Below are 25,286 nucleotides of genomic sequence, written 5' to 3'. Positions count from 1 at the left end.
GGTTCAGACCGCCGATCCCTTTGGCCTCGAGACCACGCTCGAGCCGAAGAAGGTCGTGATGGTCAAGGGCACCGCCAATTGGGACTCCGCCTTCGACACGCTGATCGACGCCTTCAAGGCGCTGAACACGCTGCTCGACAAGCAGGGCATCAAGCCATCGGGCAATTCGATGATCGTCTACACCTCGACGGACGATACCGGCTTCACCTTCCTTGCCGAGATCCCGGTCGATCAGGACCCGAAGAACCTGTCCAAGGACATGAGCATCGGCAAATCGCCTGAAGGCAAGGCGCTGAAATTCGTCCATCGCGGCTCCTACGACAACATGGACAATACGTATGAGGCGATCACCAATCACCTCGACGACAAGAGGCTGGAAGCCAAGGACACCTTCATCGAGGAGTACCTCACCGATCCCCTGAAGACGTCCGAGGACAAGCTCGTGATCAATGTTTTCGTGCCACTGAAGTGAGACTGATGAAAAAGCCTGCCCTACTTGCCGCCGTCCTCGCCACCACACTGCTCGCCGCGCCCGCGCGCGCCGAGGATTTTCCCTCCGCGATCTCGGTGAGCGGCGAAGCCTCCGTATCCGCGGCGCCCGATCTCGCGCAAATCGATGCCGGCGTCGCCAACGACGCCAAGACGGCGAAAGAGGCCTCCGATGCCAACAACGCCGCGATGGGCAAGGTGCTGCTGGCGCTGAAGGGCGCAGGAATCGCCGAGAAGGATTACCAGACCTCGCGGCTGTCGCTGCAGCCGCAATACGGCCAGAACAAATCCACCGGCGCATCCCCGGTCGTCGGCTTCCGCGCCAGCAACCGCGTCACCGTCAAGATCCGCGACGTGACCAAGGTGGCCGGCATCATCGACACGCTCGTCAGCGCCGGCGCCAACGACATCGGCAACATCTCGTTCGAGGTGACGCAGGCCTCGAAGCTGCTGGATGATGCGCGCGAGCAGGCGGTGGCCGACGCGCGGCGCAAGGCGGAGATTTACGCGAAGGCTGCCGGTGTGACGCTGGGCGCGCCGCTCAGCGTCACCGAGGGCGGCGGCCCGGTGCCGCTGTTCAAGGGCCGCATGGCCGAACGGATGGCCGCAGCCCCACAGGCCGCGGTCGCGCCGGGCGAGGAGACGCTGACGGTGACGGTGAATGTGAGCTGGGCGATCAAGCCGGGGCAGTAGCCGCTTTCGTAAGAGGCGCATCGTCGCAATACCAATGGGCCGACGACCCGATCATACGTCCGGCGGCAGGGATAGCATCGTTGCCCGATCAATCATTCACGCTGATATCAGTAAAAAGGAACCCCGCCGGCGTCTTGGTAAAGACGAAGATGAGCTCGCCGCAGAAGACGAAGTAACTGTCGTTCTTATAGTCATCGCGATCGTAGACGGCCTTGCCGCGCTGGATACACGCGCGATTTCTCGCCGTGAACGAGGTCCGATAGGTCTTGGCGCCAAATTGCGCGGCGTCGCGAATTGCGTTGTCGTTCATGAATGGCAATCGTGTCATACCGGCGACGGCGGCGGAATCGTTTGCCTTCAGCGCCGCGCGAAACTTCTCGATGAAGCCATCGAATTCCTTCTGCAAGGCAGGAGAAGCGACGGCGTTCTTCGCCTGGGCGACGGCCGGAGCAAGGTTCACGAGAGCGGTTGCAAGCACAATTCTCAGCAAAAATCCCACAGGCCGGCTCCATCCATCGATTAATAAAGGTCTTCCGACCAAAAGAAATCCATGGTGCTTTGTTGCGTCATGGGCTTTCTGGTTCAACAACGCAGAACCGCACGCACCTGCCGCAATGGGAGCAAAGCGGACATTGCTTTCGTCGCATCAAGCCGCCGGGTTTATGGATACACGACCTAAATCTCCACCACCTGCCCCGGCAGCATCGCCACGAATCTTTCCTGCGGAATCTTCGCGGCATCCAGCGCCTCGACCAGCGCTATCGCCGGCGCGTCGATCGCTTCGTCCGTCAGTTGGAACGTGCCGTGGTGATGCCCGAGCGCTTGCTCGGCGCCGCAATCGGCCAGCGCCTTCACCGCATCTTCGGGGTTCATGTGCTGGTCGCGCATGAACCAGCGCGGCTCGTAGGCGCCGATCGGGAGGATCGCCAGGCGCAGCTTGCCGTGCTTCTCGGCGACGCGGCGGAAATGGCGGCCATCGCCGTAGCCGGAATCGCAGACCACGTAGATCTTCCCGGCCGGCGTCTCCAGGACAAAGCTCGCCCACAGCGCCTTGTTACGGTCGAACAGGCCGCGCGCGGTCCAGTGCCTCGTCGGCACTAAATGCACCGCGACGCCTTCGCCGAGTTCGACGCGATCATGCCAGTCGAACGCCTCCACCTTGATGCCGGGATCCCAGCTGCGCATGGTGACGTCGTTGCCGAGCGGGGTGACCACGCGCGGGGCGAAATTCTTGGTGAGCCGCGACAGCGTCGCGATGTCGAGATGGTCGTAATGGCCGTGCGAGACCAGCACGACGTCGATCTTCGGCAGCTTCTCGAAGGCGATGCCGGGGTCGTTGTGCCGCTTCGGCCCGGCGAAGGCGACCGGTGAGACCCGCTCCGACCAGACCGGATCGACCAGGATGTTGAGGCCGCCGGCCTGGATCAGCCAGCTGGCATGACCGACGAAGGAGAGCCGCACCTTGTCGCCGTCGACGCGCGCCGGCGGGGTGTCGGCGTGTGGGCTGGGCGCCCAATCCGGCCAGGTCGCGCGCTGCCGCTTGCCGCCGAGCTGCCAGCGCAGCACCTCGCGCAGCGATTTCGGCGGCGCCCCGTCCGGATCGAAGAAGGTCAGGCCGTCGAAATGATCGGAGGCGGGGCCGTCATAGGTTTTCATGCTGGACATCCAGAGGGAGGGGACGCCGACCAGCGCACCGGTTCCGGCGAATAGTCCGAAAAGGCGGCGGCGGGTGATCGGCACGGCGGGCTTCTAGGGATGGTTGGAGGGGTAAGACATCACCGCCTATATGGGCGGGGCTGGCGGAAAAGGAACCTGCGACAAAAGGATCACGTTTTCAAAACCTTGCCTTACCAAGGGCGGGCCGACACCCTAACTTTCCTTGACTTTTGAGCGGGAGCGGCGTTTAACCCCGCCACTTTCTCGGAAAGGCTTTCTTTTCGACCCGCCGACCGGCCCCGGGGGCCGGAGGTCAACGCCCGACAGCGCTGTGCGCCCTCGGGCGCAAAGGTGTTTGGAAGATGCTTATCCAGGAAGGTGTCATCGCCCGACTTGATCGGGCGATCCAGTATCCCAGAGGCGGCTCGGCTTGATCTGAGGTGCTGCGGCGTACTGGATGCCCCGCCTTCGCGGGGCATGACAGCGGTGAGTTACGGAGCGCTCTTCCCATCGGGAAGACAGCAACAGGACAACGGCATTGTTCGACAATCTGTCGGAACGGCTTGGTGGCATTCTCGATCGTCTGACGGGGCGCGGTGCGCTGACCGAGAAGGACGTCGACGCCGCGATGCGCGAGGTGCGCCGCGCGCTGCTGGAGGCCGACGTCGCGCTCGAAGTGGTCCGCAGCTTCACCGAGCGCGTCCGCGAGCAGGCGATCGGCGCCACCGTCGTCAAGTCGGTCACGCCCGGCCAGATGGTGGTCAAGATCGTCCATGACGAGCTGGTCAACACGCTGGGCGCCGAAGGCCAGACCATCGACGTCAATTCGGTGCCGCCGGTGCCGATCATGATGGTCGGCCTGCAGGGCTCCGGTAAGACCACCACCACCGCAAAGCTCGCCCGCCGCCTGGTCCAGCGCGACAAGCGCAAGGTGCTGATGGCCTCGCTCGACGTCTACCGCCCGGCGGCGATGGAGCAGCTGGCCGTGCTCGGCCGCGACCTCGACATTCCCACTTTGCCAATCGTTGCCGGCCAGCAGCCGCCGCAGATCGCCAAACGCGCGCTGGAAGCCGGCAAGCTCGGCGGCTACGACATCGTGCTGCTCGACACCGCCGGCCGCACCACGCTCGACGAAGAGATGATGGCAGAGGCGGCCGCGATCAAAGCCGCGGCCAATCCGCATGAAGTGCTGCTGGTTGCGGATTCGCTCACCGGCCAGGACGCCGTGAACCTGGCGCGCTCGTTCGATCAGCGCGTCGGCCTCACCGGCATCGTGCTCACACGCGTTGACGGCGACGGCCGCGGCGGCGCCGCGCTGTCGATGCGCGCCGTCACCGGCAAGCCGATCAAGCTGATCGGCACCGGCGAAAAGACCGACGCGCTAGAAGACTTCCACCCGGATCGTATCGCCGGCCGCATCCTCGGCATGGGCGACGTGGTGTCGCTGGTCGAGCGCGCCGCCGCCAATATCGACGCCGAGAAGGCCGCACGCACCGCCGAGCGCATGCGCAAGGGTCAGTTCGACCTCAACGACATGCGCGAGCAGCTGCTGCAGATGGCCAACATGGGCGGCATCAGCGGGCTGATGGGCATGATGCCCGGCATCTCCAAGATGAAGAGCCAGATCGCGGCCGCCGGCATCGACGACAAGATCCTGAAGCGCCAGGTCGCGATCATCGATTCCATGACGCGCGAGGAGCGGCGTCATCCGGACCTCTTGAAGGCCAGCCGCAAGAAGCGCATCGCGGCCGGCAGCGGCCAGAGCGTCGAGCACGTCAACAAGCTGCTGAAGATGCACCGGAACATGGCCGACGTGATGAAGGCCATGGGATCGGGCAAGCGCGGCCCGCTCGCCGGCATCGCACAGGCGATGGGTTTTGGCGGCGGCATGAAGATGCCCTCGCCCGAAGAGATGAAGGCGCTGCAGGAGAAGATGCAAGGCGCGGGCGGCGGACAAGGCCTGCCGAATCTGCCGAAGGATCTGCCGCCCGGTCTTCGCCAAGGCCTACCGAACCTTCCGGGACTAACCGGGCTGAGCGGCAAGCCGACGCTGCCGGGCCTCGGCGGTTTCCCCGGCAAGAAGAAATGAGGAATTCGTCGCACGGGATCATCAGCATCTCGCGCGGCGCGGAAATACCAATCAACCGAACAAAACGTACTTTGCAAACCACACTTTCAAGGAGAACTGAATGTCCGTCGTTATCCGCCTCGCCCGTGCAGGCACCAAGAAGCGTCCCGTCTATCACGTCGTCGTCGCCGATTCGCGTTTTCCGCGCGATGGCCGCTTCATCGAGCGTCTCGGCCATTTCAATCCGCTGCTGCCGAAGGACAACGAGACCCGCCTCAAGCTCGACATGGACAAGGTGAAGGCCTGGCTCGCCAAGGGCGCGCAGCCGTCGGACCGCGTCGCGCGTTTCCTCGATGCCGCCGGCGTCAAGAAGCGCGAAGCGCGCAACAACCCTGAGAAGGCCGTGCCGCGCAAGGAGCGCAAGGCGCAGGCCGAAGCCGCCGCCAAGGCGTAAGGCCGGATCATGTCGGCGCTGGTCTGCGTCGCGCGGATCGGCGCCGCGCATGGTGTGCGCGGTGCGGTCAAGCTGTGGACCTTCACCGAGGATCCCTTTGCCGTCCGCCGCTACGGTCCGCTGTCGACCAAGGACGGCAGGCGCCAGTTCGAAATCGCGCAGGTGCGCGAGGCCAAAGATCATCTGGTCGCGACATTCAAGGGTGTCGTGACCCGCGATGAGGCCGAGCGCCTCAACGGCATCGAGCTCTACGTCGCGCGCGAAAAACTGCCCGCGACGGACGAGGACGAATATTACCACACCGATCTGATCGGGCTCGCCGCCGTCACAACTGATGGCGATGCGCTCGGTCGCGTGCTCGCGATCCATAATTTCGGCGCCGGCGACATCATCGAGATCGCGCCGCCCAAGGGCCCGACGATGCTGCTGCCGTTCTCCAACGCGGTGGTGCCGGAAGTCGACCTCAAAGGCGGCCGCGTCGTGATCGCGTTGCCGCAGGAGATCGAGGGCGAGGACGAGAAGTCATGGCTATAAGTTCTCGTCTGAATTCATGCACAGGGACCGCGCGCGAAATGCGCAGGAGATTCCTGAGTGCGCCGGCGAGCGGAACTGAGAGCAAAGGTTCGGAGAGACATGTGAATGGACCGATGCCTCGCCTCGAATCTTCAATCAAGAAGCACCTGAATCCAACGCTCAAGAACGACGGCTTCGTCGGCTTCGGCCGCACATTTCGTCGTGTCTCGGAAGATCTCATCCACGTTGTTCAGGTTCAAGGATCGCGGTACGGCGGCAAGTTCGCGATAAACCTCGGCATCCAGCCTCGGTCGATCCCGGATGTCGCTGGCAACTCACCTGATCCAATGAAAATCAGAGAAGAGCTCTGCGAATTTCGGCGAAGACTGTCTGAAACAAAGAGCGATCAATGGTGGGAACACGAAGGGTCAGAAGAGAGCATGGACGCGGCCGTTCGGGCGGCAGCATTGGTCTACGCGACAATCGGTTGGAGGCTATTCTCCGAGGTGTCCGGACCAGAATCTCCGTTGCAAAAGGTCACGCCTGCACAATTCGAGGCCGGCGAGTATAGCTTTTCAGGCTTCGGCTCCACGAAGGTTCGAATGGCGCGCTCATTGGCGCTCATGAGGCAATCGATTGGCAATCTGGCTGACGCCAACGCCTTCGCCCGGATCGCGCTGGCGAGTTTGGCAAATGCGTCCGCTCTTCGTTCGGAACTGGAGGAGTTGTGTAGAGCAACGGAATCGAAGCAGACGTAACGGGACGCCGCGGCCCTAAAGATTGCCACTTGAGTGCGCCCCATGCCGGGTCTCGACCTGGCGCGCACGATGTCCTAACCAGCGAACATGACCAATCCCTCACCCTGGCGCGCGACGGTGCTGACGCTGTTTCCGGAGATGTTTCCGGGGCCGCTCGGCGTGAGCCTCGCCGGCCGGGCGCTCGCGTCTGGGCTCTGGCAGATCGAGGCGCGGGACATCCGGGCCTCCGCCACCGACCGCCACCGCAGCGTCGACGACACGCCGGCCGGCGGTGGGCCGGGCATGGTGCTGCGGGCGGATGTTCTCGCCGCGGCGATCGATGCTGCCGAGATCGGGCAAGACCCGTCAAAAGCGCGGCCACGCCTGCTCATGAGCCCGCGGGGTCGGCCATTGACCCAGGCACGGGTGGTCGAGCTCGCCCGAGGCCCCGGCCCCCTGATCGTCTGCGGGCGGTTCGAGGGGGTGGACCAGCGGGTGATCGACGCGCGCGGCCTGGAGGAGGTCTCGATCGGCGATTACGTGCTGTCCGGGGGCGAAATCGCAGCTTTAGCCCTGATCGACGCCTGCGTCCGGCTGCTGCCGGGGGTGATGGGCAAGGAAGCCTCCGGAACCGAGGAAAGCTTTTCGGACGGCCTGCTGGAGTACCCCCAATACACCCGCCCGCAGCTGTTCGAGGGGGTTCCGATCCCTGCTGTCCTCACCTCCGGCGACCACGCCAAGGTGGCCGCCTGGCGGCGGGCCAAATCCGAGGCCCTGACGGCCGCCCGGCGCCCGGATTTGTGGGAAAAGGCCGCGAATCGGGGGAGCGGCCAAAAAACGCCAAAAACCAAGACAGACGGGTGACAAACGCTCCGGCTTGCCTTATAGGAGCGGCCAAATCCGCAATGGCTGGATAGACGAATTTTGCGCAGCCCCCCGTTTCCAGGGCTGGGCGCGCCGATGGAGATTTACCCATGAACCTGATCAAGCAGCTCGAGCAGGAGCAATTCGACAAGCTGTCGGCCGGCAAGGACATCCCGGAATTCGCCCCCGGCGACACCGTGATCGTCAACGTGAAGGTCGTCGAAGGCGACCGCACCCGCGTGCAGGCCTATGAGGGCGTCTGCATCGGCCGTTCCGGCGGTGGCCTCAACGAGAGCTTCACCGTGCGCAAGATCTCCTATGGCGAGGGCGTCGAGCGCGTGTTCCCGCTGCTCTCCCCGATGATCGACTCGATCAAGGTGGTGCGCCGCGGCAAGGTGCGTCGCGCCAAGCTCTATTATCTCCGCAATCTTCGCGGCAAGTCGGCCCGCATCGTCGAGAAGCAGGACCGCGCTGCTGCCGTCGGCGAGTAAGCTTTCGCCACCAGGCAGGTCTTTCGAAAGCGCGGGGCTCGGCTCCGCGCTTTTTGTTTGCCTGACCGTCATTGCGAGGAGCCCTTGCGACGAAGCAATCCAGACTGCCTCCGCAGATGCATTTCTGGATTGCTTCGCGGAGCCCGTCATCGGGCCGCGCTACGCGCGGACCCCGTGGCTCGCAATGACGAGCTGAAACTCTCGCGCTTTTACCGGTGCGTGCTATATAGCTTCTAGAATGTTTCCAGATCTGACCAGCTTCGCCCGCATCCAGCGCATCGTCATCGACGATCGCTCGCGGCTGCCTGGCCGGTTCTTCGGACGCTTCGCGACCTCGGCAACGTCAGAGCTTAGCCGCGCAGCCTGAAGGCTGCGCTGACGATTTTGTTGCCCGCGCGCTCTGCCGCGCTCATCGCTGACACACATTCTTCGGAGCTCAAGCTCATGTCCAAGCCGACCACCCTGTACGACAAGATCTGGAACGACCATCTGGTGCACGAAGCCGAGGACGGCACCTGCCTGCTCTATATCGACCGCCATCTGGTGCACGAGGTGACCTCGCCGCAGGCGTTCGAAGGCCTGCGCGCCACGGGGCGCAAGGTCCATGCGCCCGAGAAGACGCTCGCCGTCGTCGACCACAACGTGCCGACCACCGACCGCACCAAGCCGAATCCCGACCCTGAAAGCATCGAGCAGATCAAGGCGCTGGCCGAAAACGCCAAGGAGTTCGGCATCGAATATTACAACGAGTTCGACAAGCGCCAGGGCATCGTCCACGTCATCGGCCCCGAGCAGGGCTTTACGCTGCCCGGCACCACCATCGTCTGCGGTGACAGCCACACCTCGACGCATGGCGCGTTCGGCGCGCTCGCGCACGGCATCGGCACCAGCGAGGTCGAGCACGTGCTGGCGACGCAGACGCTGATCCAGAAGAAGGCCAAGAACATGCGCGTCACCGTCGACGGCAAATTGCCGGATGGCGTGACGGGCAAGGACATCATCCTGGCCATCATCGGCGAGATCGGCACCGCGGGCGGCACCGGCTACGTGCTGGAATATGCCGGCGAAGCGATCCGTGCGCTCTCGATGGAAGGCCGCATGACGGTCTGCAACATGTCGATCGAAGGCGGCGCGCGCGCTGGCCTGGTCGCGCCCGACCAGAAGGCGTTCGACTTCCTGCGTGATCGCCCGAAGGCTCCGAAGGGCGCGGCCTGGGACGCGGCGATGCGCTACTGGGAGAAGTTGCGCTCCGATGACGGCGCGCATTTCGACCACGAGCTGCGCCTCGATGCCGCAAAGCTGCCGCCGATCGTGACTTGGGGCACCTCGCCTGAAGACGTGATTTCTGTCACCGGTATCGTGCCCGATCCTGATAAGATCGCGGACGAGGCCAAGCGCATCTCCAAGCATCGCGCGCTGAAATATATGGGCCTGACGGCGGGCACGAAGATCACCGACATCAAGCTCGACCGCGTCTTCATCGGCTCCTGCACCAACGGCCGCATCGAGGACCTGCGGGCCGCGGCGAAGATCGCCGAAGGCAAGACCGTGTCGGCGAACGTCAATGCCATGGTCGTGCCGGGCTCCGGCATCGTGAAGGAGCAAGCCGAAGCCGAGGGTCTCGACAAGATCTTCATCAAGGCCGGCTTTGAATGGCGCGAGCCGGGCTGCTCGATGTGCCTTGCGATGAACCCGGACAAGCTGAAGCCGGAAGAGCGCTGCGCCTCGACCTCAAACCGCAATTTCGAAGGCCGCCAGGGTTTCAAGGGTCGCACCCATCTGGTGTCGCCGGCGATGGCGGCAGCGGCGGCGATCGCGGGCCACTTCGTCGACGTCAGGGACTGGCGCTAAGCTGGTCCCTGCAATTGTAGCGATCGCGGCAAAGCGTCGTTAATCGACGGCGCCGACGATGTCCTCGCGACGGTTTCGCGAGGACACGTCATGGCCAACAAGCCGGAATATGTCGATCTCATCAGCGAGGCCACGCGCCAGCACCGGCGACGCGCGCCGCCGTTGCGCATCGTCGCCAAGCCGGAGGTCGAGGAGATCTCCAAGCTCAGCCGCTGGCCACCGGCGATGTTCAAGCAATGGAAGCTGGAGAACCTGATGCGGTGGAAAGCTTCGTCGTGGAAGCTGAAGGATTGGCTCTGACCAGTCTCTCCGTCATGCCCGGGCTCGTCCCGGGCATCCACGAACTCTCTGCGCAAGCCCCAAGAACGTGGATGGCCGGGACATAGGCGAGCGGAAGCGACGCCGTCCTTCGGACGGCTATGCCCGGCCATGACGCTGTTCGAGTAGTTCACATCACCAATAGTATCGGTACGGATAGTGCCACCGCGGCCAGTGGCAGACGCGGCGCGGGCCGTAATAGGTCCAGATGATCCGGCAGCGACGTGGATAGTAGGAAGGATAATAACCGCCGACATAATAGCGCCGGTGGAAGTGACGATGGCCGAAATGGGGGCGATGATGGCCCCAGTGCCGGTGGACACCACCATATCCGCCGTAGCGAAAGCCGTGATGACGATAACCGACATGCCTGTGATGAAAGGCTGGTGCCGCGCGGAAACCACCGATGTGGCCGCCGCGGAATCCGCCGCCATGGAAGCCATGTCCTCCACCGCGATGGAAGCCTCCTCCACGGAAACCTCCGCCGTGGAAACCATGCCCGTGCCCGCCATGCCCCTGACGAACCTGCGTGACGAGATCGTCGGTCGCAGCCTTGGCCGCGGGCGACGTGGCCGGATTGATCAAGCTCAGCGCTTCAGCGCGGCGCACGCTGCCGGCCGACAGCATCAGCGTCGCGGCGGCCGCAAGCCCGAGCAGGCGCATCGGGACAGCCCGGCGGCCAAACATCCTCAGCATGGAATCCTCCCTGAATCCGGACAGCAGAGCTGCGACGTCTCGGCCGCGCCATGGCCGTTCAATTGCGGTCGCTGCCGGGATCAAGTTGCGGACAGCGATGTGAACGCGCCATGAATGAACGACCCGCGGCGCCGCGATGCGACGCCGTGCCTCGCGCGATCGCAAAGCCGGCCGCCAAAGCGGCGCCTTACCAGAAGGGGCCGTAGGTGAACACAAACGGTGCCGGCACGCCGTAGGGATAGGGACGATAGTAGACAGGGCGCGCGTAGTAGCGCGGATCGCGGCGTACGGCAGGCCGCGCCATGTCATAGGTCCGCGCGTGTCGTCGTACATCGAAAACCGCAATCCCCGCAGACGCCTCCGGGACCGTCGCCCTTGGCGCGGCGGACGCGCGAGGCAGCCCAGTGGCCAGCGCGACGGCAAAGGCCCATGCGATCCATCTCGCCATCACACCCTCACGAGGTCGCCGCGAAGTCAGCCCCGGCGCCAGTAGCAGCTCACGCGCGGCACGATCACCGTGCCGCTCGGCCGGTACTCCTGCACATAGGTGGCGTTGCAGACCCGGACCGCGTCGGGGCCGGGATTGTAGCGGGGATAGACGCCGTCCGGGCTGTAATAGGGCGTGATGCGCAGGCGCGGCCGCTTGCGCGGCGGGGGGACATCGTCCGGCGAGACCAGTTGGGCCATCCGGATTTCGGAACTGGCGGCCTGCGCCTCGGCGCCGATGCAAAGCTGCGAAAACAACCCCATGCACAGTAGAGTCAGCGCTGTTTTCGCTCGCATTTTTCCGCCCACCCTGAACCGTCCCATCGATCGCCCCACGCTCCCCGTTTTGGCGGCGCCCGTCAACCTCGCCGCGCTTATAAAGCCAGATGCATCAGCGGGAAACCCGCGCTAAGAGGTGCTCATGTGGACGGAATTGAAAGCCCCTTCGCTGGCCGAAATGGAAGCGATGGCTCACGACGTGTTCGAGCGCCTGCCGGCGGAATTTCGCAAGCTTTGCGAGGGCGTGATCGTCCGTGTCGAGGACTTCCCGACCGAGGAGGTCCTGGACGAGATGGAATGCGAGAGCGAGTTCGACCTGCTCGGCCTGTTCCAGGGCGTAGGCCTGCCCCAGCAGAGCTTTGGCGACGTGGCACGGCTGCCCAACATGGTCTGGCTCTACCGCCGCCCGATCCTGGATTATTGGGCCGAGCACGACGAAAGCCTCGGCCACATCGTCCGCCATGTCCTGATCCACGAGATCGGCCACCATTTTGGTCTGTCGGACGACGATATGGCCGCGATTGAGGCTAAGGCGGAGTAGGACGCTCTCGGTCCACCTCTCCCCACCGGGGAGAGGTGAAATCCCGATGCCGCGCCAGTTCGGCTTCAAACCCCCTACGGCAGACTAGCCCTGCCGAATTCGGCCTAGGATTTCCGGCCCGATCGCGATAAATAGCCGGTTCCCTGAACCACGTGCGGGAAAGCGCAACCATGGACAAGTTCACCACGCTGGAAGGCGTCGCGGCGCCGCTGAAGATCATCAATGTCGACACCGACATGATCATTCCGAAGCAGTACCTCAAGACCATCAAGCGCACCGGCCTTGGCAAGGGGCTCTTCTCCGAGCAGCGCTACAAGGACGACGGCAGCGAGAATCCGGACTTCGTGCTCAACCAGCCCGCCTATCGCAACGCGAAGGTGCTGGTCGCCGGCGACAATTTCGGCTGCGGCTCGAGCCGCGAGCACGCGCCCTGGGCGCTGCTCGACTTCGGCATCCGCTGCGTGATCTCGACCTCGTTCGGCGACATCTTCTACAACAATTGCTTCAAGAACGGCATTCTGCCCATCCGCGTCACCCAAGAGGACCTCGACAAGCTGTTCGACGACGCCGAGCGCGGCGCCAATGCGACGCTGACGATCGACCTGCCGAACCAGGAGATCCGCGGCCCCGACGGCGGCAAGGTCAAGTTCGAGATCGACCCGTTCCGCAAGCACTGCCTGATCAACGGCCTCGACGACATCGGCCTCACCATGGAGAAGAAGGCCTCGATCGACTCCTACGAGGACAAGCTCAAGCGCGAACGCGCCTGGGCCTGATCGCAAGTTTTTGTTGAGCCCCGGCCCGCAAGCGCCGGGGCTTTTTCTTTGTTCTGATTATCCCTTATGACTTCCCGCATGCTGCCCGAGATCGCCACCTTCTGGCATGGCCCGATGGATGCGCTGCGCCAGACCTGTCTGCGCTCGCAACTGGCTGCCGGGCACAAGGTCACGGTCTACAGCTTCGACACTATTCCCGGATTGCCGGCCGGCGTCGCGAATGCCGAGGCCGAGGCGATCCTGCCGCATGCGTTCTCCGAACGCCTGCGGCCGCCGCAGCCGGATGGCAGCTGGCGCGACTGGACCATTCTGCAATTCAGCGACTTCTTCCGCATGAAGCTGATGGCGAAGGGCCTCGGCCTCTGGTTAGATGCCGACGTGCTGCTGTTGAGGCCGGTCGAGATCGATCCGGCAAAACCCTACTTCGCCTGGGAGCGGCCGCGCCAGCTCGGCAATTCCGTGCTCTATCTGCCGCCCGCGCACGGCATCGTTGCCGCCTTCGAAGAGCTGATGGAGCAGGAGGAGCTGACGCCGAACTGGCTGTCCGTGCGCCATCGCATCACCTTCATGATGCGCCGCCTGCGCGGCGGCTCGAACCGGCTCGCCGATATTCGCGTCGCGATCTACGGGCCCGCGGCGCTCACCGCGCTCGCGCGCCGTGCCGGCGAGCTGCAGAACGCATTGCCGAAGCAATCGTTCTACGCCGTGCATGCCGAGCCAAAGCTGTTCTTCGATCCCTCGAGCTATCTTGGCCTGGTCACCGACCCCGCCATCATCGGCCTGCACATCTCGCCGAAGGGACGCGGCGGCGAGAAGCCGATTCCCGGCAGCCTGTATGCCTGGGCGGCGGAGCGGTTCAGGTAGCTGCTGCGCAGGAGGTGCGCTCCCTCTCCCGCTTGCGGGAGAGGGTCCGGGAGAGGGTCTCTCTGCAATGGGACAATCCCCCAGAGGAAAGAGCCCTCACCCGCGCCTTCGGCGCGACCTCTCCCGCAAGCGGGAGAGGTTGGCAACCCCGCTCTTTCCTGTTTGATCCAGCGCAACGCGCTTCTGCATCATTGTGCTTATCTCGCTCCAATTCCGACCGTCCGAATGGAGCTTTCCATGAGCACCGCAACCAGGCCCTACCCCATCGTCCAGGATCTCATCGAGTCCTTCGCGAACTGGGTGAAGCACCGCCGCGAGATCAACGAAATGCGGCAGCTCGACCGCGCCGATTTCGACCGGATCGCCAATGATCTCAGGATCGCGCCGGACGATCTGGAGGAGCTGGTCCGTCATGGCCGGCACGCCGCCGACGAGCTGCCGAAGATGCTCGAACAGCTCGGCATCAGCAGTGAGGCGCTCGGCCGCGCGCAGCCGCTGCTGCTCCGCGACCTCGAGCGGGTCTGCTCGCTCTGCAATCACAAGGGACAGTGCGACCGCGATCTCACTGAGGGCACCGCCGCGGAGAATTACCACGGCTATTGCGCCAACGCCTCGACCCTGGAGACGCTCGAGCGTGCCGACCTCGTGCCGCGGTGAGGCATTGCGCTACTCGATCCATTTCGGCGCGTAAGCCATTCCTTGGCTTTGCGCCGTATCGTGATTGATCCAGATTTCGGCGTTCTCGACGCGTAGCAGCTCGACCGCCTTGGCCATCGACGCAACCGTCGCCTGCGGGTCGGCATTGAACGACGGCACGCGCATGTGCCGGAGGTTCTCCCGGTTGTGCGCGACGTCACCGCTCAGCAGCACGGCGCCGCGCCGCGGCAGCTTCACCAGCAGCGAGCAATGCCCGGGAGTATGGCCGGGCGTGAAGATCATGCGCACCGCGCCGTCGCCAAATAGGTCGTGGTCGCCATCGACAATCTCGAAAGGCCGCTCCTGCAGCGCCTCGTAGTGCGGCAGTGAGTAGCCGAACTGGTCGGGGTCAGGTCCGAACATGGCTTCGAACTCGGCCCGTTGAGCGATCCATCTTGCGTTTTCGAACAGGTCGACATTTCCGATATGATCGAAATGCGCGTGAGAGAGGAGGATCGTGCCGATATCGCGGGGCCGCACCCCGATTTCATCCAATTGGTCCGCGATAGGACGACGCACGATGCCGCGTATGCCGTGTGCGATGATCCGTCCTTCCGGATGCTTCGCCAGCTCATCCGCTATTCCCGTATCCCAGATCAGCCACTCACCGCGGTGACGAATGAGATAGGCATTGCAGCTCAACGTCATGGGAATGCCGACATTGATGCCGGGAGAATAGATCGAACCGTCTTCGACCTCAGCAATGCCTCCGTCGAGGATGTAGATCCTGTCGATCGTCGCCATGTGAGAACTCTTCAAGCCGCCGATTCGACGCGCCGCTTCGCCTCGCGCATGTCGCGCCCAGGCGGCATGCCGAACAATCGGCAATATTCCCGCGTAAACTGCGTAACGCTTTCGTAGCCGACCCGATGAGAGGCGGTCGCGATGCTCGCGCCATCGGCCAGCATGGTGCGGCGCGCCTCGATCAGACGCAACTGCTTCTGGAACTGAAGCGGGGTCAGCGACGTGATGCTGCGAAAGTGCAGGTGAAAGGCCGAGTGGCTCATCCCCGCGGCCTTGGCGAGCCGGTCGACACGCAAAGGTTTGGCATAGTCGGCGCGAATGATCGCAACCGCACGGCCGATCCGCTGCGCATGGCTGTCGGCCATACCGAGCGCCCTGATGGCACCACCGTGCCGACCGGCCAATAGCCAATAATGCAGCTCCCGCAGCACTTGGCTCTGGAGGATCGAGGCGGACGAGGGCCGATCGATCAGGCGCAACAACCGCAGCGCCGCATCGCTCACATCCCGCTCCGCTGGCTCGACCCGAAGCGGCTGCGACGGAACATAAGGCGCGGCCCCCATCTCGACGACCAGCCCCTCGATGACGATGGGATCGAGCTCGACGACGAGCGACAAATAGGGCACCGCGGCTGTGGCGCGCGTGATCTGGCTGACCGTCGGCACGTCGCTCGAGATCACCAGCGAATCGCCCGCACCCAGGTCGAACGACGTGGCGCCGACCGCAACACGCTTGGCACCTTGCAGCACCAAAGCGACCAGCGGCTTGGAGATCGCAAATTGGAGCGCGCTCGGCGCGGTCTCACGAATGATCGAGATGCCGGCGAAAGGCGTGGACGCAAGGCCTTTGCCGTCGGCGTGAGCTGCGGCGTAATTGCTGGCGATCTGGAGCAGCGTTTCGGTCACGGGCCCAATCTAGGCCGCGCCATGCATGCGGGCAATTGCCGAGAGGCGATCGGGCAAGAAGACGGGAGTTTCAGGCAAGGCTGCCGCCGGCCGCATTCCTGGAGGATTGGGCAAGACGATCACAGGATCCGGCAACATCGGATGCTCGATCACAGGCAGAAAGGCCCCACCGAAACTTCACGAGGAAGCCTCAAATGCCCACCATTTCGCTCGTCACCGGCGCCAGCCGGGGCCTTGGCCGCAATACCGCAATCGCCATCGCGCGTCACGGCGGCGACGTCATCGTGACCTATCGCAGCGGCGCCGCCGCCGCCCGCGAGGTCGTCACCGAGATCGAGGCGCTCGGCCGAAAAGCGGTCGCGCTCCAGCTCGACGTCACCTCCGTATCGACCTTTCCGGCGTTCGCCGCAAAAGTCGCGTCGGCGCTGGCGGAGCATTGGCACGCCGACAAGTTCGATCATCTCGTCAACAATGCCGGCCAGGGCAAAATGGCCGCCATAGCCGAGACGACGGAGCAGCAGTTCGACGCGCTCTTCGACACCCATGTCAAAGGGCCGTTCTTTCTGACGCAGGCCTTGCTGCCGCTGCTTGGCGACAATGGCCGGATCGTCAACTTCTCGAGCGGGCTGACGCGCTTGTCTTTCCCCGGCTTCTCGGCCTATGCCGCCGCCAAGGGCGCCATCGAGGTTTTGACCATCTACATGGCAAGAGAATTCGGCGAACGCGGCATCACCGCCAACGTCGTCGCGCCGGGCGCGATCGAGACCGACTTCCTCGGCGGCGCCGTCCGCGACATGCCGGATTTGAACAAGCAGTTCGCGCAAATGACCGCGCTTGGCCGCGTCGGTGTGCCCGACGACATCGGGCCGATGGTCGCGAGCCTGCTCGGCCCGGAGAATCGCTGGGTTACGGCCCAGCGCATCGAGGTGTCTGGCGGCCAGACGATCTGAGTGCTGCGGCATTGGCGCACTCCGTCGCGAGGCGACGGAGTGTGCGAGCCCTCAGCCCTTCCGCATCACCGCGATCGCATCCGCGATTTCGTCACCGCTACCGTCACCGAGAAAGACCCGACCATCTGCCGGACCGCTGATGGCAGCGTACAGCAGAGCTTTCGCTTGTGCGCATCGTCGGATGACAACGGGCGTAAATAGTATGACTGTTTGCGCGGCGAGGATGCGGGGAAAGCTCACCGCAAATATCCGTGCTTGATCTCGATTATTAGCTCTGTTTGGATCGCTACCGTTCCGCAATCCGCATTTCGGATAATCATGGCGAATGAAACAGATGCTTCCCGTCGTTCGTTGGGTGCTCGTTCAACAGAGGACACCGTGACTGCCCACCGCAAGGGCATCGGGAATCGGCTATTGGCGGCGCTGCCGCCGGCGGATCTCGCTTTGCTGACGCCCCACTTCCAGAAGGTCTCGTTCGAACCCGATGCCGTCCTGGTGCGATCGGGCGACGAACTCGACCCCGTCTATTTTCCCCATAGCGGCGCGATCGCCTTCATGCTCGATATGCCGGACGGGCAAACGGTCGCGACCAGCTTGATGGGACGCGAAGGCGCTTTGGCCTCGTTCTCCGTGCTCGGCCCCTCGCCTTCATCCGTGACCGCGATTGCCCGCACAGCCGGCACTGCATCGGTAATTTCCGCCGCCAAATTTCGCGCTGCCCATGCGCAAAGCGCAGCGATCAGGAATGTCGTGCAGGTCCACGCCCGCGCCGTGTTGCTGCAGCTCCAGCATGTCGCCGCTTGCAACGCGCTGCACCGGGTGGATGGCCGCATGGCGCGGTGGCTCCTGCAGCTTCACGACCGCGTTCCCGAGGACCTGCTTCCGGTGACGCAGGAGGCGCTGGCGCAACTGGTTGGGGTCCGGCGGACGACGGTGACTTTGACGATGAGCAAGCTACGCGAGGCCGGCGCCATCCCGTCCGAGCGGCGCGGGTTTGTCGAGATCCATCGGTCGCGGCTCGAGAGGATCGCATGCGATTGCTATGCGCTCATGCAGCGCACGATCGATCGAATGTATTGCCAGGAATTGGCGGCGCCGCAGCCTGCCGATGCGCGGTTCCGGCAAAGCGCCATCGCCGCCTCCCACGGAGCAGGCGGTGAATTCAAAGCCGTTTCGCGGGCGGGACGATAGAGTGCAAAGCCTGCTTGGCGCGTGGAAAAGTTGCTCTCGCGCCTCAGCCCTTCCCCATCGCAGCGATCGCGTCCGCAATCGCGATCGTGCGCCGGGCCATGTCGGCGTGCAGGCGTTCCACCATCGCACCATCCAGGCGGATCGCGCCGCGCGAGGCGTTCTCCGGCAGTTCGAACGCCGCGATGATCTTTCGCGCGCGGGCGACTTCCTCCTCCGGCGGGGTGAAGATGGCGTTGCAAGCGTCGATCTGGGAGGGGTGGATCAGCGTCTTGCCGTCGAAGCCGAGATCGCGGCCTTGCGCGCATTCGGTGGCGAAACCGTCGGAGTTGGCGATGTCGCTGTAGGGGCCGTCGAGGATTTCGAGGCCGTGCGCGCGGCTCGCCAGGATGCAATGGGTGATCATCGGGATCATCGCGGCACGGCCCGGCAGCATCCTGATCCGCGTCTCGCGCGAGATGTCGTTGGGGCCGAACACGAAGCCCGAGAGGCGGCGCGAGGGATCGCGGCCGGCGGCGGCCAGTTCCTCGGCATGCAGCACGGCGCGCGCGGTCTCGATCATGGCCCAGACTTTGACGGTCGGCGCGGCGCCGAGCTCGGCCAGCTTGCGGCCGATGGCGTCGAGATCCTCGACGCTTGAAACTTTTGGAACCAGGATGCCGTCCGGCGAGGCCTTGGCGGCCATGGTGGCGTCATCTGGCCACCAGGGCGTATCGAGGCCGTTGGTCCGGATCAGGACCTCGCGCCTGCCAAAACCCTTGGCGGCGATCGCCGCCGCAATGCCGTCGCGCGCCGCCGCCTTGGCCTCCGGGGCGACGGAATCCTCGAGATCGAGGATCAGGCCGTCGGCGGCGAGATTGCGCGCCTTTTCCAGCGCGCGCGGGTTGGAGCCGGGCATGAACAGATGGCTGCGGCGCGGGCGGGTCATGCTGGCGTTCCTTCCTGGTCTGTCGTCCCCCAGCCGATAGCATTTGGCCTGCCCATTCGAAAGGCTTGTCGGCCTTGGCGGTATGTGATTAGGCATGGGCCATGACGACATTCCCGACGCACTTGCTGGAAGGCTACAAGGCCTTCGCCACCCAGCGGCTGCCGACCGAGCAGAACCGGTACCGTGAGCTCTCTGTCAAAGGGCAGTCGCCTGAGACCATGGTGATCGGCTGCTGCGACTCCCGGGTCTCCCCCGAGGTGATCTTCGACGCGGGACCAGGCGAGCTCTTCGTCGTCCGCAACATCGCCAATCTGGTGCCGACTTATCAGCCTGACGAAGGCGCGCACGGCGTCTCGGCAGCGCTGGAGTTTGCGGTGACAGTGCTGAAGGTGAAGCACATCGTGGTGCTCGGCCACGCCCAATGCGGCGGCATCCGTGCCTTCATCGACAAGATCGAGCCGCTCACGCCCGGCGATTTCATCGGCCGCTGGATGCAGATGTTCATCAAGCCGGGCGAGGTTGTGGAGCAGCGCGAGCACGAGACCATGGCGCAATTCGTCGAGCGCATCGAGAAGGCCGCCGTGTTCCGCAGCCTGGAAAACCTGATGACCTTCCCGTTCGTCCGCAAGGCCGTGGAGAGCGGCCGGATGCAGACCCACGGCGCCTATTTCGGCGTGGCGGAGGGATCGCTGTTCGTGCTGGACAAGGCGACCAAGGAATTCAGGAACGCACGCGAGGGATAATCCTGCCCACCCAGCGAAATGCGGGGCTATCGCATATGATTTGTGGCAGCGGCCTGCGCGCACGCCTCGTCCTTCGAGACGGCGCTTACGCGCCTCCTCAGGATGAGGCTAATCAGCGTCAGTGCTCCTTGAAACTGTTGCCGCGCACTCCGCCCTCATCCTGAGGAGCCCGCCCAAGCGGGCGTCTCGAAGGATGGCCGCAGGGAAAAACTCTCAAATGCGATAGCCCTCCTTGCGCAATAGGGCATATCGGAAGTGCAAATCCTGCCTGACGAATGGCGGAGAGGCGCCTGGTTCGCTAGAGTGTTCTCCATTCGCCACTCGCCATTTGCTCCATCATGCTGATCCTTGCCATCGATACTGCGCTCGAAGCCTGCGCGGCCGCCGTTCTCGACACCGACGCCGGCGAGCTCCTCGCACGGGAATCGCAGCTGATGAAGCGCGGCCATGCCGAGGCGCTGATGCCGATGATCGCGCGCGTGATGCAATCGGCCGGCCTTTCCTTCACCTCGCTCGATCGCATCGCCGTCACCGTTGGGCCCGGCAGCTTCACCGGCCTGCGCGTCGGCATCTCGGCGGCGCGGGGCCTTGCGCTTGCGGCGAAACGGCCGGCGGTCGGGCTGACGACGCTGTCGGCCTATGCCGCTGGGGTCGTCGCCAAGAGCGGAACGGCGCCGGTGATCTCTGCGATCGATGCGCGGCACGATCACGTCTATTTCCAGATCGTCGCCGGCGACGGCAGCCAGCTGGTCCGGCCGGCTGTCGCCTCCATCGACGCGGCGATCGCGGCCTCGCAATTCGGCGCGCCGCATCTGGTCGGCAATGCCGCCGGGATCCTCGCAGGTCGCTGGCCGAAGGACGGACCGCAACCCATCGCGGTCGACGCGCAGCCCGCGCCCGACATCAGTTGGGTCGCCTGGCTCGGCGCGGCGGCCAATCCCGACACCACACCAGCGCGGCCGTTCTATCTGAAAGCGCCCGACGCCAAGCCGGCGGCATCGACGCCGCTCGCAGCACAAGCCGCGACCTCATGATGGGATGGCTGTCGGAGTGGTGGCGCGGCGGCACCGCCGCCGTCGAGCCCGCGACCATGCGCGATGCCGCGCGCCTCGCGCAGCTGCACGGCGCCTCCTTCGCGCACGGCTGGGGCGAAGGCGAGTTCGAGAGCATGATGAGCGAGCGCAACACGCTGGTGCATCGCTTGCGGCTCGGCCGCAAGACGATCGGCTTTGCGGTGTCGCGGATCGGCGCGGACGAAGCGGAGATTCTCTCGATCGCGGTGGACGGGGCTTATCGCGGCCGCGGGCTATCCCGCACGCTGCTGATGACCCATCTCGGCCACCTCGCCGGGCGCGGCGTACGCACCATATTTCTGGAAGTGGAGGAGAACAACCAGCCGGCGCGGCGGCTTTACGATCGAGCCGGATTCGTGGTGGTCGGACGCCGCGATCGCTACTATAAGCAGCCCAACGGGGAACAATTGAACGCCCTTCTGATGCGGCGTGACTTGTCGTAACATCGGCGGCAGAAAGCGCCCGCCCAGGCAGACAACGCTATGACCACACTGAAACATTCTTCTGCGTCCAAGGCATCCGAGATCGAGGCGCGCTGTGCCGCAACGGGCATGCGCATGACCGAGCAGCGCCGCGTCATCGCCCGCGTGCTGGCGGAGGCGGCCGATCACCCCGATGTCGAGGAACTGTACCGGCGCTGCGTTGCGGTTGACGACAAGATCTCGATCTCGACGGTCTATCGCACCGTGAAGCTGTTCGAGGACGCCGGCATCATCGAACGCCACGATTTCCGCGAGGGCCGCGCGCGCTACGAGCAGATGCGCGACAGCCATCACGACCACCTGATCAACCTGCGCGACGGCAAGGTGATCGAGTTCACCTCCGAGGAGATCGAGAAGCTGCAGGCCGAGATCGCCCGCAAGCTCGGCTATCGCCTGGTCGATCACCGGCTCGAGCTCTATTGCGTCCCGCTCGACGACGACAAGCCGACGAATTGAGTTTAGTGCCCATCGATCTCATCATCTTCGATTGCGACGGCGTGCTCGTGGACAGCGAAGTGATCTCCTGCCGGGCGCATGCGGACGTGCTGACGCGGCACGGCTATCCGATCACGTCGGAGCAGGTACTGCTCCGATTCCTCGGCGTATCCGAGAAGGACGCGCGGCGGATGGTCGAACAGGAAATCGGCCGCAGCCTCCCCGAGGATCTGGAGCAGCAGATCAATGCGGCCACGCTGCAATTCTACGCCAGCGATCTGCAACCGATCATGCACGTCGCGGCAGCGATCGCCGCGCTCGATCTGCCCAAATGCGTTGCGTCGAGCGGCACGCCGGACAAGATCCACCACGGCTTGACCTGCGCCGGGCTCTACGACCTGCTCGCCCCGAACATCTTTTCCGCGAGCCAGGTCGCGCGCGGCAAGCCCGCGCCCGATCTGTTCCTGTTCGCCGCCGCACAGATGAAGGTCGCACCCGAGCGGTGCCTCGTGATCGAGGACAGCGTCCCCGGGGTCACAGGCGCGCACGCCGCCGGGATGACGGTGCTCGGCTTTCACGGCGGCGGCCACTGCCCGCCGGGTCACGCCGAACGGTTGCGCGCCGCAGGCGCCAACCTGACATTCGACGATATGCGGCAATTGCCGGAGCTGGTCCGGACGGCGGGAGCGAAGGCCCTGGCGGGCTGATTTTCACTCCGGACCGTCATTCCGGGGCACGCGCGACGCGCGTGAACCCGGAATCTCGCGCCAAAACCTCTGGATTCCGGGTTCGTGACTGCGTCGCGCCCCGGAATGACGGGTGGAAATGGCTCCATTCGCTGGATTTTCGGCCCTCCAGCCTATATTTGAAGGCCGTCCTCCACCTCCATTTCGGGTTCCATGACGCCGCCGCGCAAGCTGCACATCAAATCATATGGCTGCCAGATGAACGTCTACGATGCCCAGCGCATGGTGGACACGCTGGCCCCGGAAGGATTCGTGGAGACGGCGAGCGCGGAAGATGCCGACCTCGTCATCCTCAACACCTGCCATATCCGCGAGAAGGCCTCGGAGAAGGTCTATTCCGAGCTCGGCCGCCTGCGCGTTGCCAAGGACGAGGCCGCGCGTGCAGGCCGCGCGATGAAGATCGCGGTGGCCGGCTGCGTGGCGCAGGCCGAGGGCGAGGAGATCGTGCGCCGCGCGCCTGTCGTCGACGTCGTGGTGGGACCGCAGAGCTATCATCATCTGCCGGAGCTGTTGAAGCGCGCCGAGGGCGAAGGCCGCGCGATCGAGACCGAATTTCCCGCCGCGGACAAGTTCGGCTTCCTGGCCCAGCCGAAGCCGGACGCGATCCGCGCGCGTGGCATTTCCGCCTTCGTCACGGTGCAGGAAGGCTGCGACAAGTTCTGCACCTTCTGCGTCGTGCCCTATACGCGCGGCGCAGAGGTGTCGCGCCCCGTCGCGAAGATCGTCGAGGACGTGACGCGGCTCGCTGACAACGGCGTGCGCGAGCTCACGCTGATCGGGCAGAACGTCAACGCCTATCACGGCGACGGACCGGACGGAAAAACCTGGCCGCTCGGCCGGCTGCTCGAACATCTGGCGGCGATTCCCGGCATCGCGCGGCTGCGCTATTCGACCAGCCACCCCCGCGATGTCGACGACAGCCTGATCGCGGCCCATCGCGACCTCGGTGCCCTGATGCCGTTCGTGCACCTGCCGGTGCAGTCGGGCTCGGACCGCATTTTGGCGGCCATGAACCGCAAACATACCGCCGATGATTACCGGCGGGTCATCGACCGTTTTCGTACCGCACGCCAAGACATTGCTTTTTCATCGGATTTCATCGTCGGCTTCCCCGGCGAGAGCGAGCAAGATTTTCTCGCCACCCTCGCGCTTGTCACGCAAATCGGCTACGCTGCGGCCTATTCGTTCAAATACTCCGCCCGGCCGGGAACGCCGGCCGCGGATATGCAGGAGACGGTGTCCCCCGCCGAGATGGACCAGCGATTGGAGCGGCTCCAGGAACTGATCGACAGCCAGCAATCGGCCTTCAACAAGGCCGCGATTGGCTCAACGGTCGACGTGCTGTTCGAGCGTCCGGCGCGCAAGGAGGGCCAGATCGTGGGCCGCACCGCCTACCTCCAGCCCGCCCACGTAATGGCCGCGCCCGACATCATTGGACAGATCCTGCCTGTCAGAATCGACAGCCTCGAGCGCTACAGTTTTCTCGGCGAGCTCGTGACGCCGCGCAAGGCGCGCGAGCCCGCTTTATCGCAAGCCAGTGGAGCCTGAACCCTTGCCCAAAAGCGCATCGGATTCGTCTTCGTTCGCTCCCAGCCGCAAATTTGACCGCGACATGCAAGTTCCGCCCGAGACCCAGGTCGTCATCGACTTCGACGACAACCGCGCCGCTTCCGCGCTGGTCGGCCCCTACGGCCAGCACCTGGCGCAGATCGAGCGGCGGCTCGGCGTCATCGTCGATTCCAAGGGCAACCACATCACAATCGGCGGCACCCGCGACGGCTGCGACGCTGCGCGCCGCGTGCTGGAGATGCTCTACGCGCAGGCCGCGAAGGGGCACGATCTCGACCAGGGCGAGGTCGAGGGCGCGATCCGCGCCGTGATCGCGCAGGGCTCGCTGTTCGAGTTCGACGCCAAATCGGCCAAATCGACCTTCGACAGCATCAACTTGCGCAAGCGTCCGGTGCGGGCACGCACGGCGGCGCAGGATTCCTACATCCGCGCGCTGAAGCGGCACGAACTGGTGTTCGGCATCGGCCCCGCCGGCACCGGCAAGACCTGGCTCGCCGTCGCGCATGCCGCGCAGCTGTTCGAGCGCAAGGAGGTCGACAAGATCATCCTGTCGCGCCCGGCGGTGGAAGCCGGCGAGCGGCTCGGCTTTCTGCCCGGCGATCTCCGCGAGAAGGTCGATCCTTATCTGCGGCCGATCTACGATGCGCTCTACGACCTCATGGATGCGCGCATCGTCGAGCGCGCGCTGCAGACCGGCGAGATCGAGATCGCGCCGCTCGCCTTCATGCGCGGCCGCACGCTGACCAACGCCGCCATCATCCTGGACGAGGCCCAGAACACCACGTCGATGCAGATGAAGATGTTCCTGACGCGTCTCGGCGAGAACAGCCGCATGATCGTGACGGGCGATCCCTCGCAGATCGACCTGCCGAACGGCCAGACCTCGGGCCTGGCCGAGGCGACCCGCCTCCTGAGCGGCGTCGAGGGCATCGCCCAGGTTCATTTCAAGGCCGAGGACGTGATCCGCCACGAGCTCGTGGCGCGGATCGTCGCCGCCTATGAAGGGCCGCCGCAGCGGCCGGCCACCGGTCAATCCTGACGAGGCAGCACC

General features: G+C 64.6%; 30 protein-coding genes. 23 read left to right on the top strand and 7 right to left on the bottom strand.

The genetic code is table 11. From position 1 onward, the window contains the following. Nucleotides 1-472 (top strand): GyrI-like domain-containing protein (locus I6F09_RS29995; RefSeq protein WP_225189691.1); only part of this gene is annotated, 472 nt, incomplete at its 5' end. Between the two features lie 5 nt (nucleotides 473-477). After that, nucleotides 478-1,182, top strand: a complete 705-nt coding sequence (locus I6F09_RS29990; protein WP_036024562.1) for an SIMPL domain-containing protein — start codon at nucleotides 478-480, stop codon at nucleotides 1,180-1,182. A gap of 88 nt (nucleotides 1,183-1,270) precedes the next feature. Here I6F09_RS29990 and I6F09_RS29985 read toward each other — a convergent pair whose 3' ends face one another. Then, entirely contained in the window at nucleotides 1,271-1,681 is a 411-nt protein-coding gene (locus I6F09_RS29985) for a hypothetical protein (RefSeq protein ID WP_225135298.1), read from the bottom strand. A gap of 176 nt (nucleotides 1,682-1,857) precedes the next feature. Further along, a complete protein-coding gene (locus I6F09_RS29980; RefSeq protein WP_225189690.1) occupies nucleotides 1,858-2,922 on the bottom strand; it encodes an MBL fold metallo-hydrolase in 1,065 nt (354 codons plus the stop codon). Nucleotides 2,923-3,376: 454 nt separating this feature from the next. Here I6F09_RS29980 and ffh point away from each other — a divergent pair, with 454 nt between their 5' ends. The 8 genes from ffh to I6F09_RS29940 all read left to right on the top strand — a co-directional run bounded on the left by ffh (nucleotide 3,377) and on the right by I6F09_RS29940 (nucleotide 10,116). Continuing rightward, nucleotides 3,377-4,927, top strand: coding sequence for a signal recognition particle protein (gene ffh, locus I6F09_RS29975; protein ID WP_225189689.1), 1,551 nt, complete (start codon nucleotides 3,377-3,379; stop codon nucleotides 4,925-4,927). Nucleotides 4,928-5,027: 100 nt separating this feature from the next. Next, complete coding sequence (rpsP, locus tag I6F09_RS29970) at nucleotides 5,028-5,360, top strand: 30S ribosomal protein S16 (protein WP_025032875.1); 333 nt, start codon at nucleotides 5,028-5,030, stop codon at nucleotides 5,358-5,360. 9 nt (nucleotides 5,361-5,369) lie between these two features. Beyond that, the gene (rimM, locus tag I6F09_RS29965; protein WP_225189688.1) at nucleotides 5,370-5,894 is read left to right on the top strand and encodes a ribosome maturation factor RimM; all 525 of its coding nucleotides are present in this window, start codon (nucleotides 5,370-5,372) and stop codon (nucleotides 5,892-5,894) included. A gap of 113 nt (nucleotides 5,895-6,007) precedes the next feature. Beyond that, complete coding sequence (locus I6F09_RS29960; RefSeq protein WP_225189687.1) at nucleotides 6,008-6,631, top strand: DUF4304 domain-containing protein; 624 nt, start codon at nucleotides 6,008-6,010, stop codon at nucleotides 6,629-6,631. A gap of 87 nt (nucleotides 6,632-6,718) precedes the next feature. Then, on the top strand, nucleotides 6,719-7,474 hold the full coding sequence (gene trmD, locus I6F09_RS29955) for a tRNA (guanosine(37)-N1)-methyltransferase TrmD (protein WP_225113775.1): 756 nt from the start codon (nucleotides 6,719-6,721) through the stop codon (nucleotides 7,472-7,474). A 110-nt stretch (nucleotides 7,475-7,584) separates the two neighbouring features. Further along, the gene (gene rplS / locus I6F09_RS29950; protein WP_036008895.1) at nucleotides 7,585-7,965 is read left to right on the top strand and encodes a 50S ribosomal protein L19; all 381 of its coding nucleotides are present in this window, start codon (nucleotides 7,585-7,587) and stop codon (nucleotides 7,963-7,965) included. Nucleotides 7,966-8,409: 444 nt separating this feature from the next. Continuing rightward, the gene (gene leuC / locus I6F09_RS29945; protein ID WP_036024581.1) at nucleotides 8,410-9,816 is read left to right on the top strand and encodes a 3-isopropylmalate dehydratase large subunit; all 1,407 of its coding nucleotides are present in this window, start codon (nucleotides 8,410-8,412) and stop codon (nucleotides 9,814-9,816) included. Between the two features lie 90 nt (nucleotides 9,817-9,906). Then, complete coding sequence (locus I6F09_RS29940; protein WP_036008898.1) at nucleotides 9,907-10,116, top strand: hypothetical protein; 210 nt, start codon at nucleotides 9,907-9,909, stop codon at nucleotides 10,114-10,116. Between the two features lie 153 nt (nucleotides 10,117-10,269). On the opposite strand, the gene I6F09_RS29935 is transcribed toward I6F09_RS29940, so the two are convergent. Further along, nucleotides 10,270-10,830, bottom strand: a complete 561-nt coding sequence (locus tag I6F09_RS29935; RefSeq protein ID WP_225189686.1) for a hypothetical protein — start codon at nucleotides 10,828-10,830, stop codon at nucleotides 10,270-10,272. A 474-nt stretch (nucleotides 10,831-11,304) separates the two neighbouring features. Then, the gene (locus tag I6F09_RS29925; RefSeq protein WP_225113830.1) at nucleotides 11,305-11,580 is read right to left on the bottom strand and encodes a hypothetical protein; all 276 of its coding nucleotides are present in this window, start codon (nucleotides 11,578-11,580) and stop codon (nucleotides 11,305-11,307) included. A 157-nt stretch (nucleotides 11,581-11,737) separates the two neighbouring features. Between I6F09_RS29925 and I6F09_RS29920 the strand changes: the two genes are divergently transcribed. The 4 genes from I6F09_RS29920 to I6F09_RS29905 all read left to right on the top strand — a co-directional run bounded on the left by I6F09_RS29920 (nucleotide 11,738) and on the right by I6F09_RS29905 (nucleotide 14,433). Further along, entirely contained in the window at nucleotides 11,738-12,136 is a 399-nt protein-coding gene (locus I6F09_RS29920; RefSeq protein WP_225171998.1) for a metallopeptidase family protein, read from the top strand. 170 nt (nucleotides 12,137-12,306) lie between these two features. Then, nucleotides 12,307-12,912, top strand: a complete 606-nt coding sequence (leuD, locus tag I6F09_RS29915; protein ID WP_057026583.1) for a 3-isopropylmalate dehydratase small subunit — start codon at nucleotides 12,307-12,309, stop codon at nucleotides 12,910-12,912. A gap of 78 nt (nucleotides 12,913-12,990) precedes the next feature. Beyond that, on the top strand, nucleotides 12,991-13,776 hold the full coding sequence (locus I6F09_RS29910) for a hypothetical protein (RefSeq protein ID WP_225189694.1): 786 nt from the start codon (nucleotides 12,991-12,993) through the stop codon (nucleotides 13,774-13,776). Nucleotides 13,777-14,013: 237 nt separating this feature from the next. After that, entirely contained in the window at nucleotides 14,014-14,433 is a 420-nt protein-coding gene (locus tag I6F09_RS29905; protein ID WP_036008979.1) for a hypothetical protein, read from the top strand. Nucleotides 14,434-14,442: 9 nt separating this feature from the next. Here the strand turns inward: I6F09_RS29905 and I6F09_RS29900 are convergent, their stop codons facing one another. Both I6F09_RS29900 and I6F09_RS29895 read right to left on the bottom strand, forming a co-directional pair. After that, a complete protein-coding gene (locus tag I6F09_RS29900) occupies nucleotides 14,443-15,216 on the bottom strand; it encodes an N-acyl homoserine lactonase family protein (protein ID WP_225189685.1) in 774 nt (257 codons plus the stop codon). Between the two features lie 11 nt (nucleotides 15,217-15,227). Beyond that, nucleotides 15,228-16,121 carry an AraC family transcriptional regulator gene (locus tag I6F09_RS29895; protein WP_225189684.1) on the bottom strand — a complete coding sequence of 298 codons (894 nt, stop codon included), beginning with the start codon at nucleotides 16,119-16,121 and terminating at the stop codon, nucleotides 15,228-15,230. A gap of 194 nt (nucleotides 16,122-16,315) precedes the next feature. Here I6F09_RS29895 and I6F09_RS29890 point away from each other — a divergent pair, with 194 nt between their 5' ends. After that, nucleotides 16,316-17,071: an SDR family oxidoreductase gene (locus tag I6F09_RS29890; RefSeq protein WP_225189683.1), complete on the top strand. Its 756-nt coding sequence runs from the start codon at nucleotides 16,316-16,318 to the stop codon at nucleotides 17,069-17,071. Between the two features lie 318 nt (nucleotides 17,072-17,389). Further along, complete coding sequence (locus I6F09_RS29885) at nucleotides 17,390-18,262, top strand: Crp/Fnr family transcriptional regulator (RefSeq protein ID WP_225189682.1); 873 nt, start codon at nucleotides 17,390-17,392, stop codon at nucleotides 18,260-18,262. A 43-nt stretch (nucleotides 18,263-18,305) separates the two neighbouring features. On the opposite strand, the gene I6F09_RS29880 is transcribed toward I6F09_RS29885, so the two are convergent. Continuing rightward, nucleotides 18,306-19,187, bottom strand: coding sequence for a CoA ester lyase (locus I6F09_RS29880; protein ID WP_225189681.1), 882 nt, complete (start codon nucleotides 19,185-19,187; stop codon nucleotides 18,306-18,308). Between the two features lie 101 nt (nucleotides 19,188-19,288). On the opposite strand from I6F09_RS29880, the gene I6F09_RS29875 reads away from it, so the two are divergent. The 7 genes from I6F09_RS29875 (at nucleotide 19,289) to I6F09_RS29845 (ending at nucleotide 25,274) form a co-directional block, all read left to right on the top strand. Next, the gene (locus I6F09_RS29875) at nucleotides 19,289-19,930 is read left to right on the top strand and encodes a carbonic anhydrase (RefSeq protein ID WP_036008941.1); all 642 of its coding nucleotides are present in this window, start codon (nucleotides 19,289-19,291) and stop codon (nucleotides 19,928-19,930) included. Between the two features lie 338 nt (nucleotides 19,931-20,268). Continuing rightward, entirely contained in the window at nucleotides 20,269-20,964 is a 696-nt protein-coding gene (gene tsaB, locus I6F09_RS29870; RefSeq protein ID WP_225189680.1) for a tRNA (adenosine(37)-N6)-threonylcarbamoyltransferase complex dimerization subunit type 1 TsaB, read from the top strand. Continuing rightward, a complete protein-coding gene (gene rimI, locus I6F09_RS29865) occupies nucleotides 20,961-21,446 on the top strand; it encodes a ribosomal protein S18-alanine N-acetyltransferase (RefSeq protein ID WP_036008947.1) in 486 nt (161 codons plus the stop codon). The genes tsaB and rimI overlap by 4 nt, the downstream gene beginning before the upstream one ends. A 39-nt stretch (nucleotides 21,447-21,485) precedes the next feature. Beyond that, nucleotides 21,486-21,941, top strand: a complete 456-nt coding sequence (locus tag I6F09_RS29860; protein ID WP_225113781.1) for a Fur family transcriptional regulator — start codon at nucleotides 21,486-21,488, stop codon at nucleotides 21,939-21,941. A gap of 5 nt (nucleotides 21,942-21,946) precedes the next feature. Next, nucleotides 21,947-22,627, top strand: a complete 681-nt coding sequence (locus tag I6F09_RS29855; RefSeq protein WP_225189679.1) for an HAD family hydrolase — start codon at nucleotides 21,947-21,949, stop codon at nucleotides 22,625-22,627. Nucleotides 22,628-22,819: 192 nt separating this feature from the next. After that, complete coding sequence (gene miaB, locus I6F09_RS29850) at nucleotides 22,820-24,214, top strand: tRNA (N6-isopentenyl adenosine(37)-C2)-methylthiotransferase MiaB (RefSeq protein ID WP_225189678.1); 1,395 nt, start codon at nucleotides 22,820-22,822, stop codon at nucleotides 24,212-24,214. Nucleotides 24,215-24,278: 64 nt separating this feature from the next. Continuing rightward, the gene (locus tag I6F09_RS29845) at nucleotides 24,279-25,274 is read left to right on the top strand and encodes a PhoH family protein (protein ID WP_036008958.1); all 996 of its coding nucleotides are present in this window, start codon (nucleotides 24,279-24,281) and stop codon (nucleotides 25,272-25,274) included. The last annotated feature ends 12 nt before the right edge of the window (nucleotides 25,275-25,286 follow it).

The organism is Bradyrhizobium sp. IC3195 (assembly GCF_020193585.1).
Lineage (GTDB): Bacteria > Pseudomonadota > Alphaproteobacteria > Rhizobiales > Xanthobacteraceae > Bradyrhizobium > Bradyrhizobium yuanmingense.
This window is presented reverse-complemented; position numbering and strand designations above follow the sequence as displayed.

Coding starts and splice junctions, on each gene's coding strand:
- I6F09_RS29900 (WP_225189685.1), bottom strand. CDS start 15,216: ATGGCGACGATCGACAGGATCTACATCCTCGACGGAGGCATTGCTGAG.
- miaB (WP_225189678.1), top strand. CDS start 22,820: ATGACGCCGCCGCGCAAGCTGCACATCAAATCATATGGCTGCCAGATG.
- I6F09_RS29920 (WP_225171998.1), top strand. CDS start 11,738: ATGTGGACGGAATTGAAAGCCCCTTCGCTGGCCGAAATGGAAGCGATG.
- I6F09_RS29935 (WP_225189686.1), bottom strand. CDS start 10,830: ATGCTGAGGATGTTTGGCCGCCGGGCTGTCCCGATGCGCCTGCTCGGG.
- rplS (WP_036008895.1), top strand. CDS start 7,585: ATGAACCTGATCAAGCAGCTCGAGCAGGAGCAATTCGACAAGCTGTCG.
- tsaB (WP_225189680.1), top strand. CDS start 20,269: ATGCTGATCCTTGCCATCGATACTGCGCTCGAAGCCTGCGCGGCCGCC.
- I6F09_RS29910 (WP_225189694.1), top strand. CDS start 12,991: ATGCTGCCCGAGATCGCCACCTTCTGGCATGGCCCGATGGATGCGCTG.
- I6F09_RS29890 (WP_225189683.1), top strand. CDS start 16,316: ATGCCCACCATTTCGCTCGTCACCGGCGCCAGCCGGGGCCTTGGCCGC.
- rpsP (WP_025032875.1), top strand. CDS start 5,028: ATGTCCGTCGTTATCCGCCTCGCCCGTGCAGGCACCAAGAAGCGTCCC.
- I6F09_RS29885 (WP_225189682.1), top strand. CDS start 17,390: ATGGCGAATGAAACAGATGCTTCCCGTCGTTCGTTGGGTGCTCGTTCA.
- leuD (WP_057026583.1), top strand. CDS start 12,307: ATGGACAAGTTCACCACGCTGGAAGGCGTCGCGGCGCCGCTGAAGATC.
- I6F09_RS29960 (WP_225189687.1), top strand. CDS start 6,008: ATGCCTCGCCTCGAATCTTCAATCAAGAAGCACCTGAATCCAACGCTC.
- rimI (WP_036008947.1), top strand. CDS start 20,961: ATGATGGGATGGCTGTCGGAGTGGTGGCGCGGCGGCACCGCCGCCGTC.
- rimM (WP_225189688.1), top strand. CDS start 5,370: ATGTCGGCGCTGGTCTGCGTCGCGCGGATCGGCGCCGCGCATGGTGTG.
- I6F09_RS29860 (WP_225113781.1), top strand. CDS start 21,486: ATGACCACACTGAAACATTCTTCTGCGTCCAAGGCATCCGAGATCGAG.
- I6F09_RS29880 (WP_225189681.1), bottom strand. CDS start 19,187: ATGACCCGCCCGCGCCGCAGCCATCTGTTCATGCCCGGCTCCAACCCG.
- I6F09_RS29875 (WP_036008941.1), top strand. CDS start 19,289: ATGACGACATTCCCGACGCACTTGCTGGAAGGCTACAAGGCCTTCGCC.
- trmD (WP_225113775.1), top strand. CDS start 6,719: ATGACCAATCCCTCACCCTGGCGCGCGACGGTGCTGACGCTGTTTCCG.
- leuC (WP_036024581.1), top strand. CDS start 8,410: ATGTCCAAGCCGACCACCCTGTACGACAAGATCTGGAACGACCATCTG.
- I6F09_RS29845 (WP_036008958.1), top strand. CDS start 24,279: ATGCAAGTTCCGCCCGAGACCCAGGTCGTCATCGACTTCGACGACAAC.
- I6F09_RS29940 (WP_036008898.1), top strand. CDS start 9,907: ATGGCCAACAAGCCGGAATATGTCGATCTCATCAGCGAGGCCACGCGC.
- I6F09_RS29925 (WP_225113830.1), bottom strand. CDS start 11,580: ATGGGGTTGTTTTCGCAGCTTTGCATCGGCGCCGAGGCGCAGGCCGCC.
- I6F09_RS29905 (WP_036008979.1), top strand. CDS start 14,014: ATGAGCACCGCAACCAGGCCCTACCCCATCGTCCAGGATCTCATCGAG.
- I6F09_RS29990 (WP_036024562.1), top strand. CDS start 478: ATGAAAAAGCCTGCCCTACTTGCCGCCGTCCTCGCCACCACACTGCTC.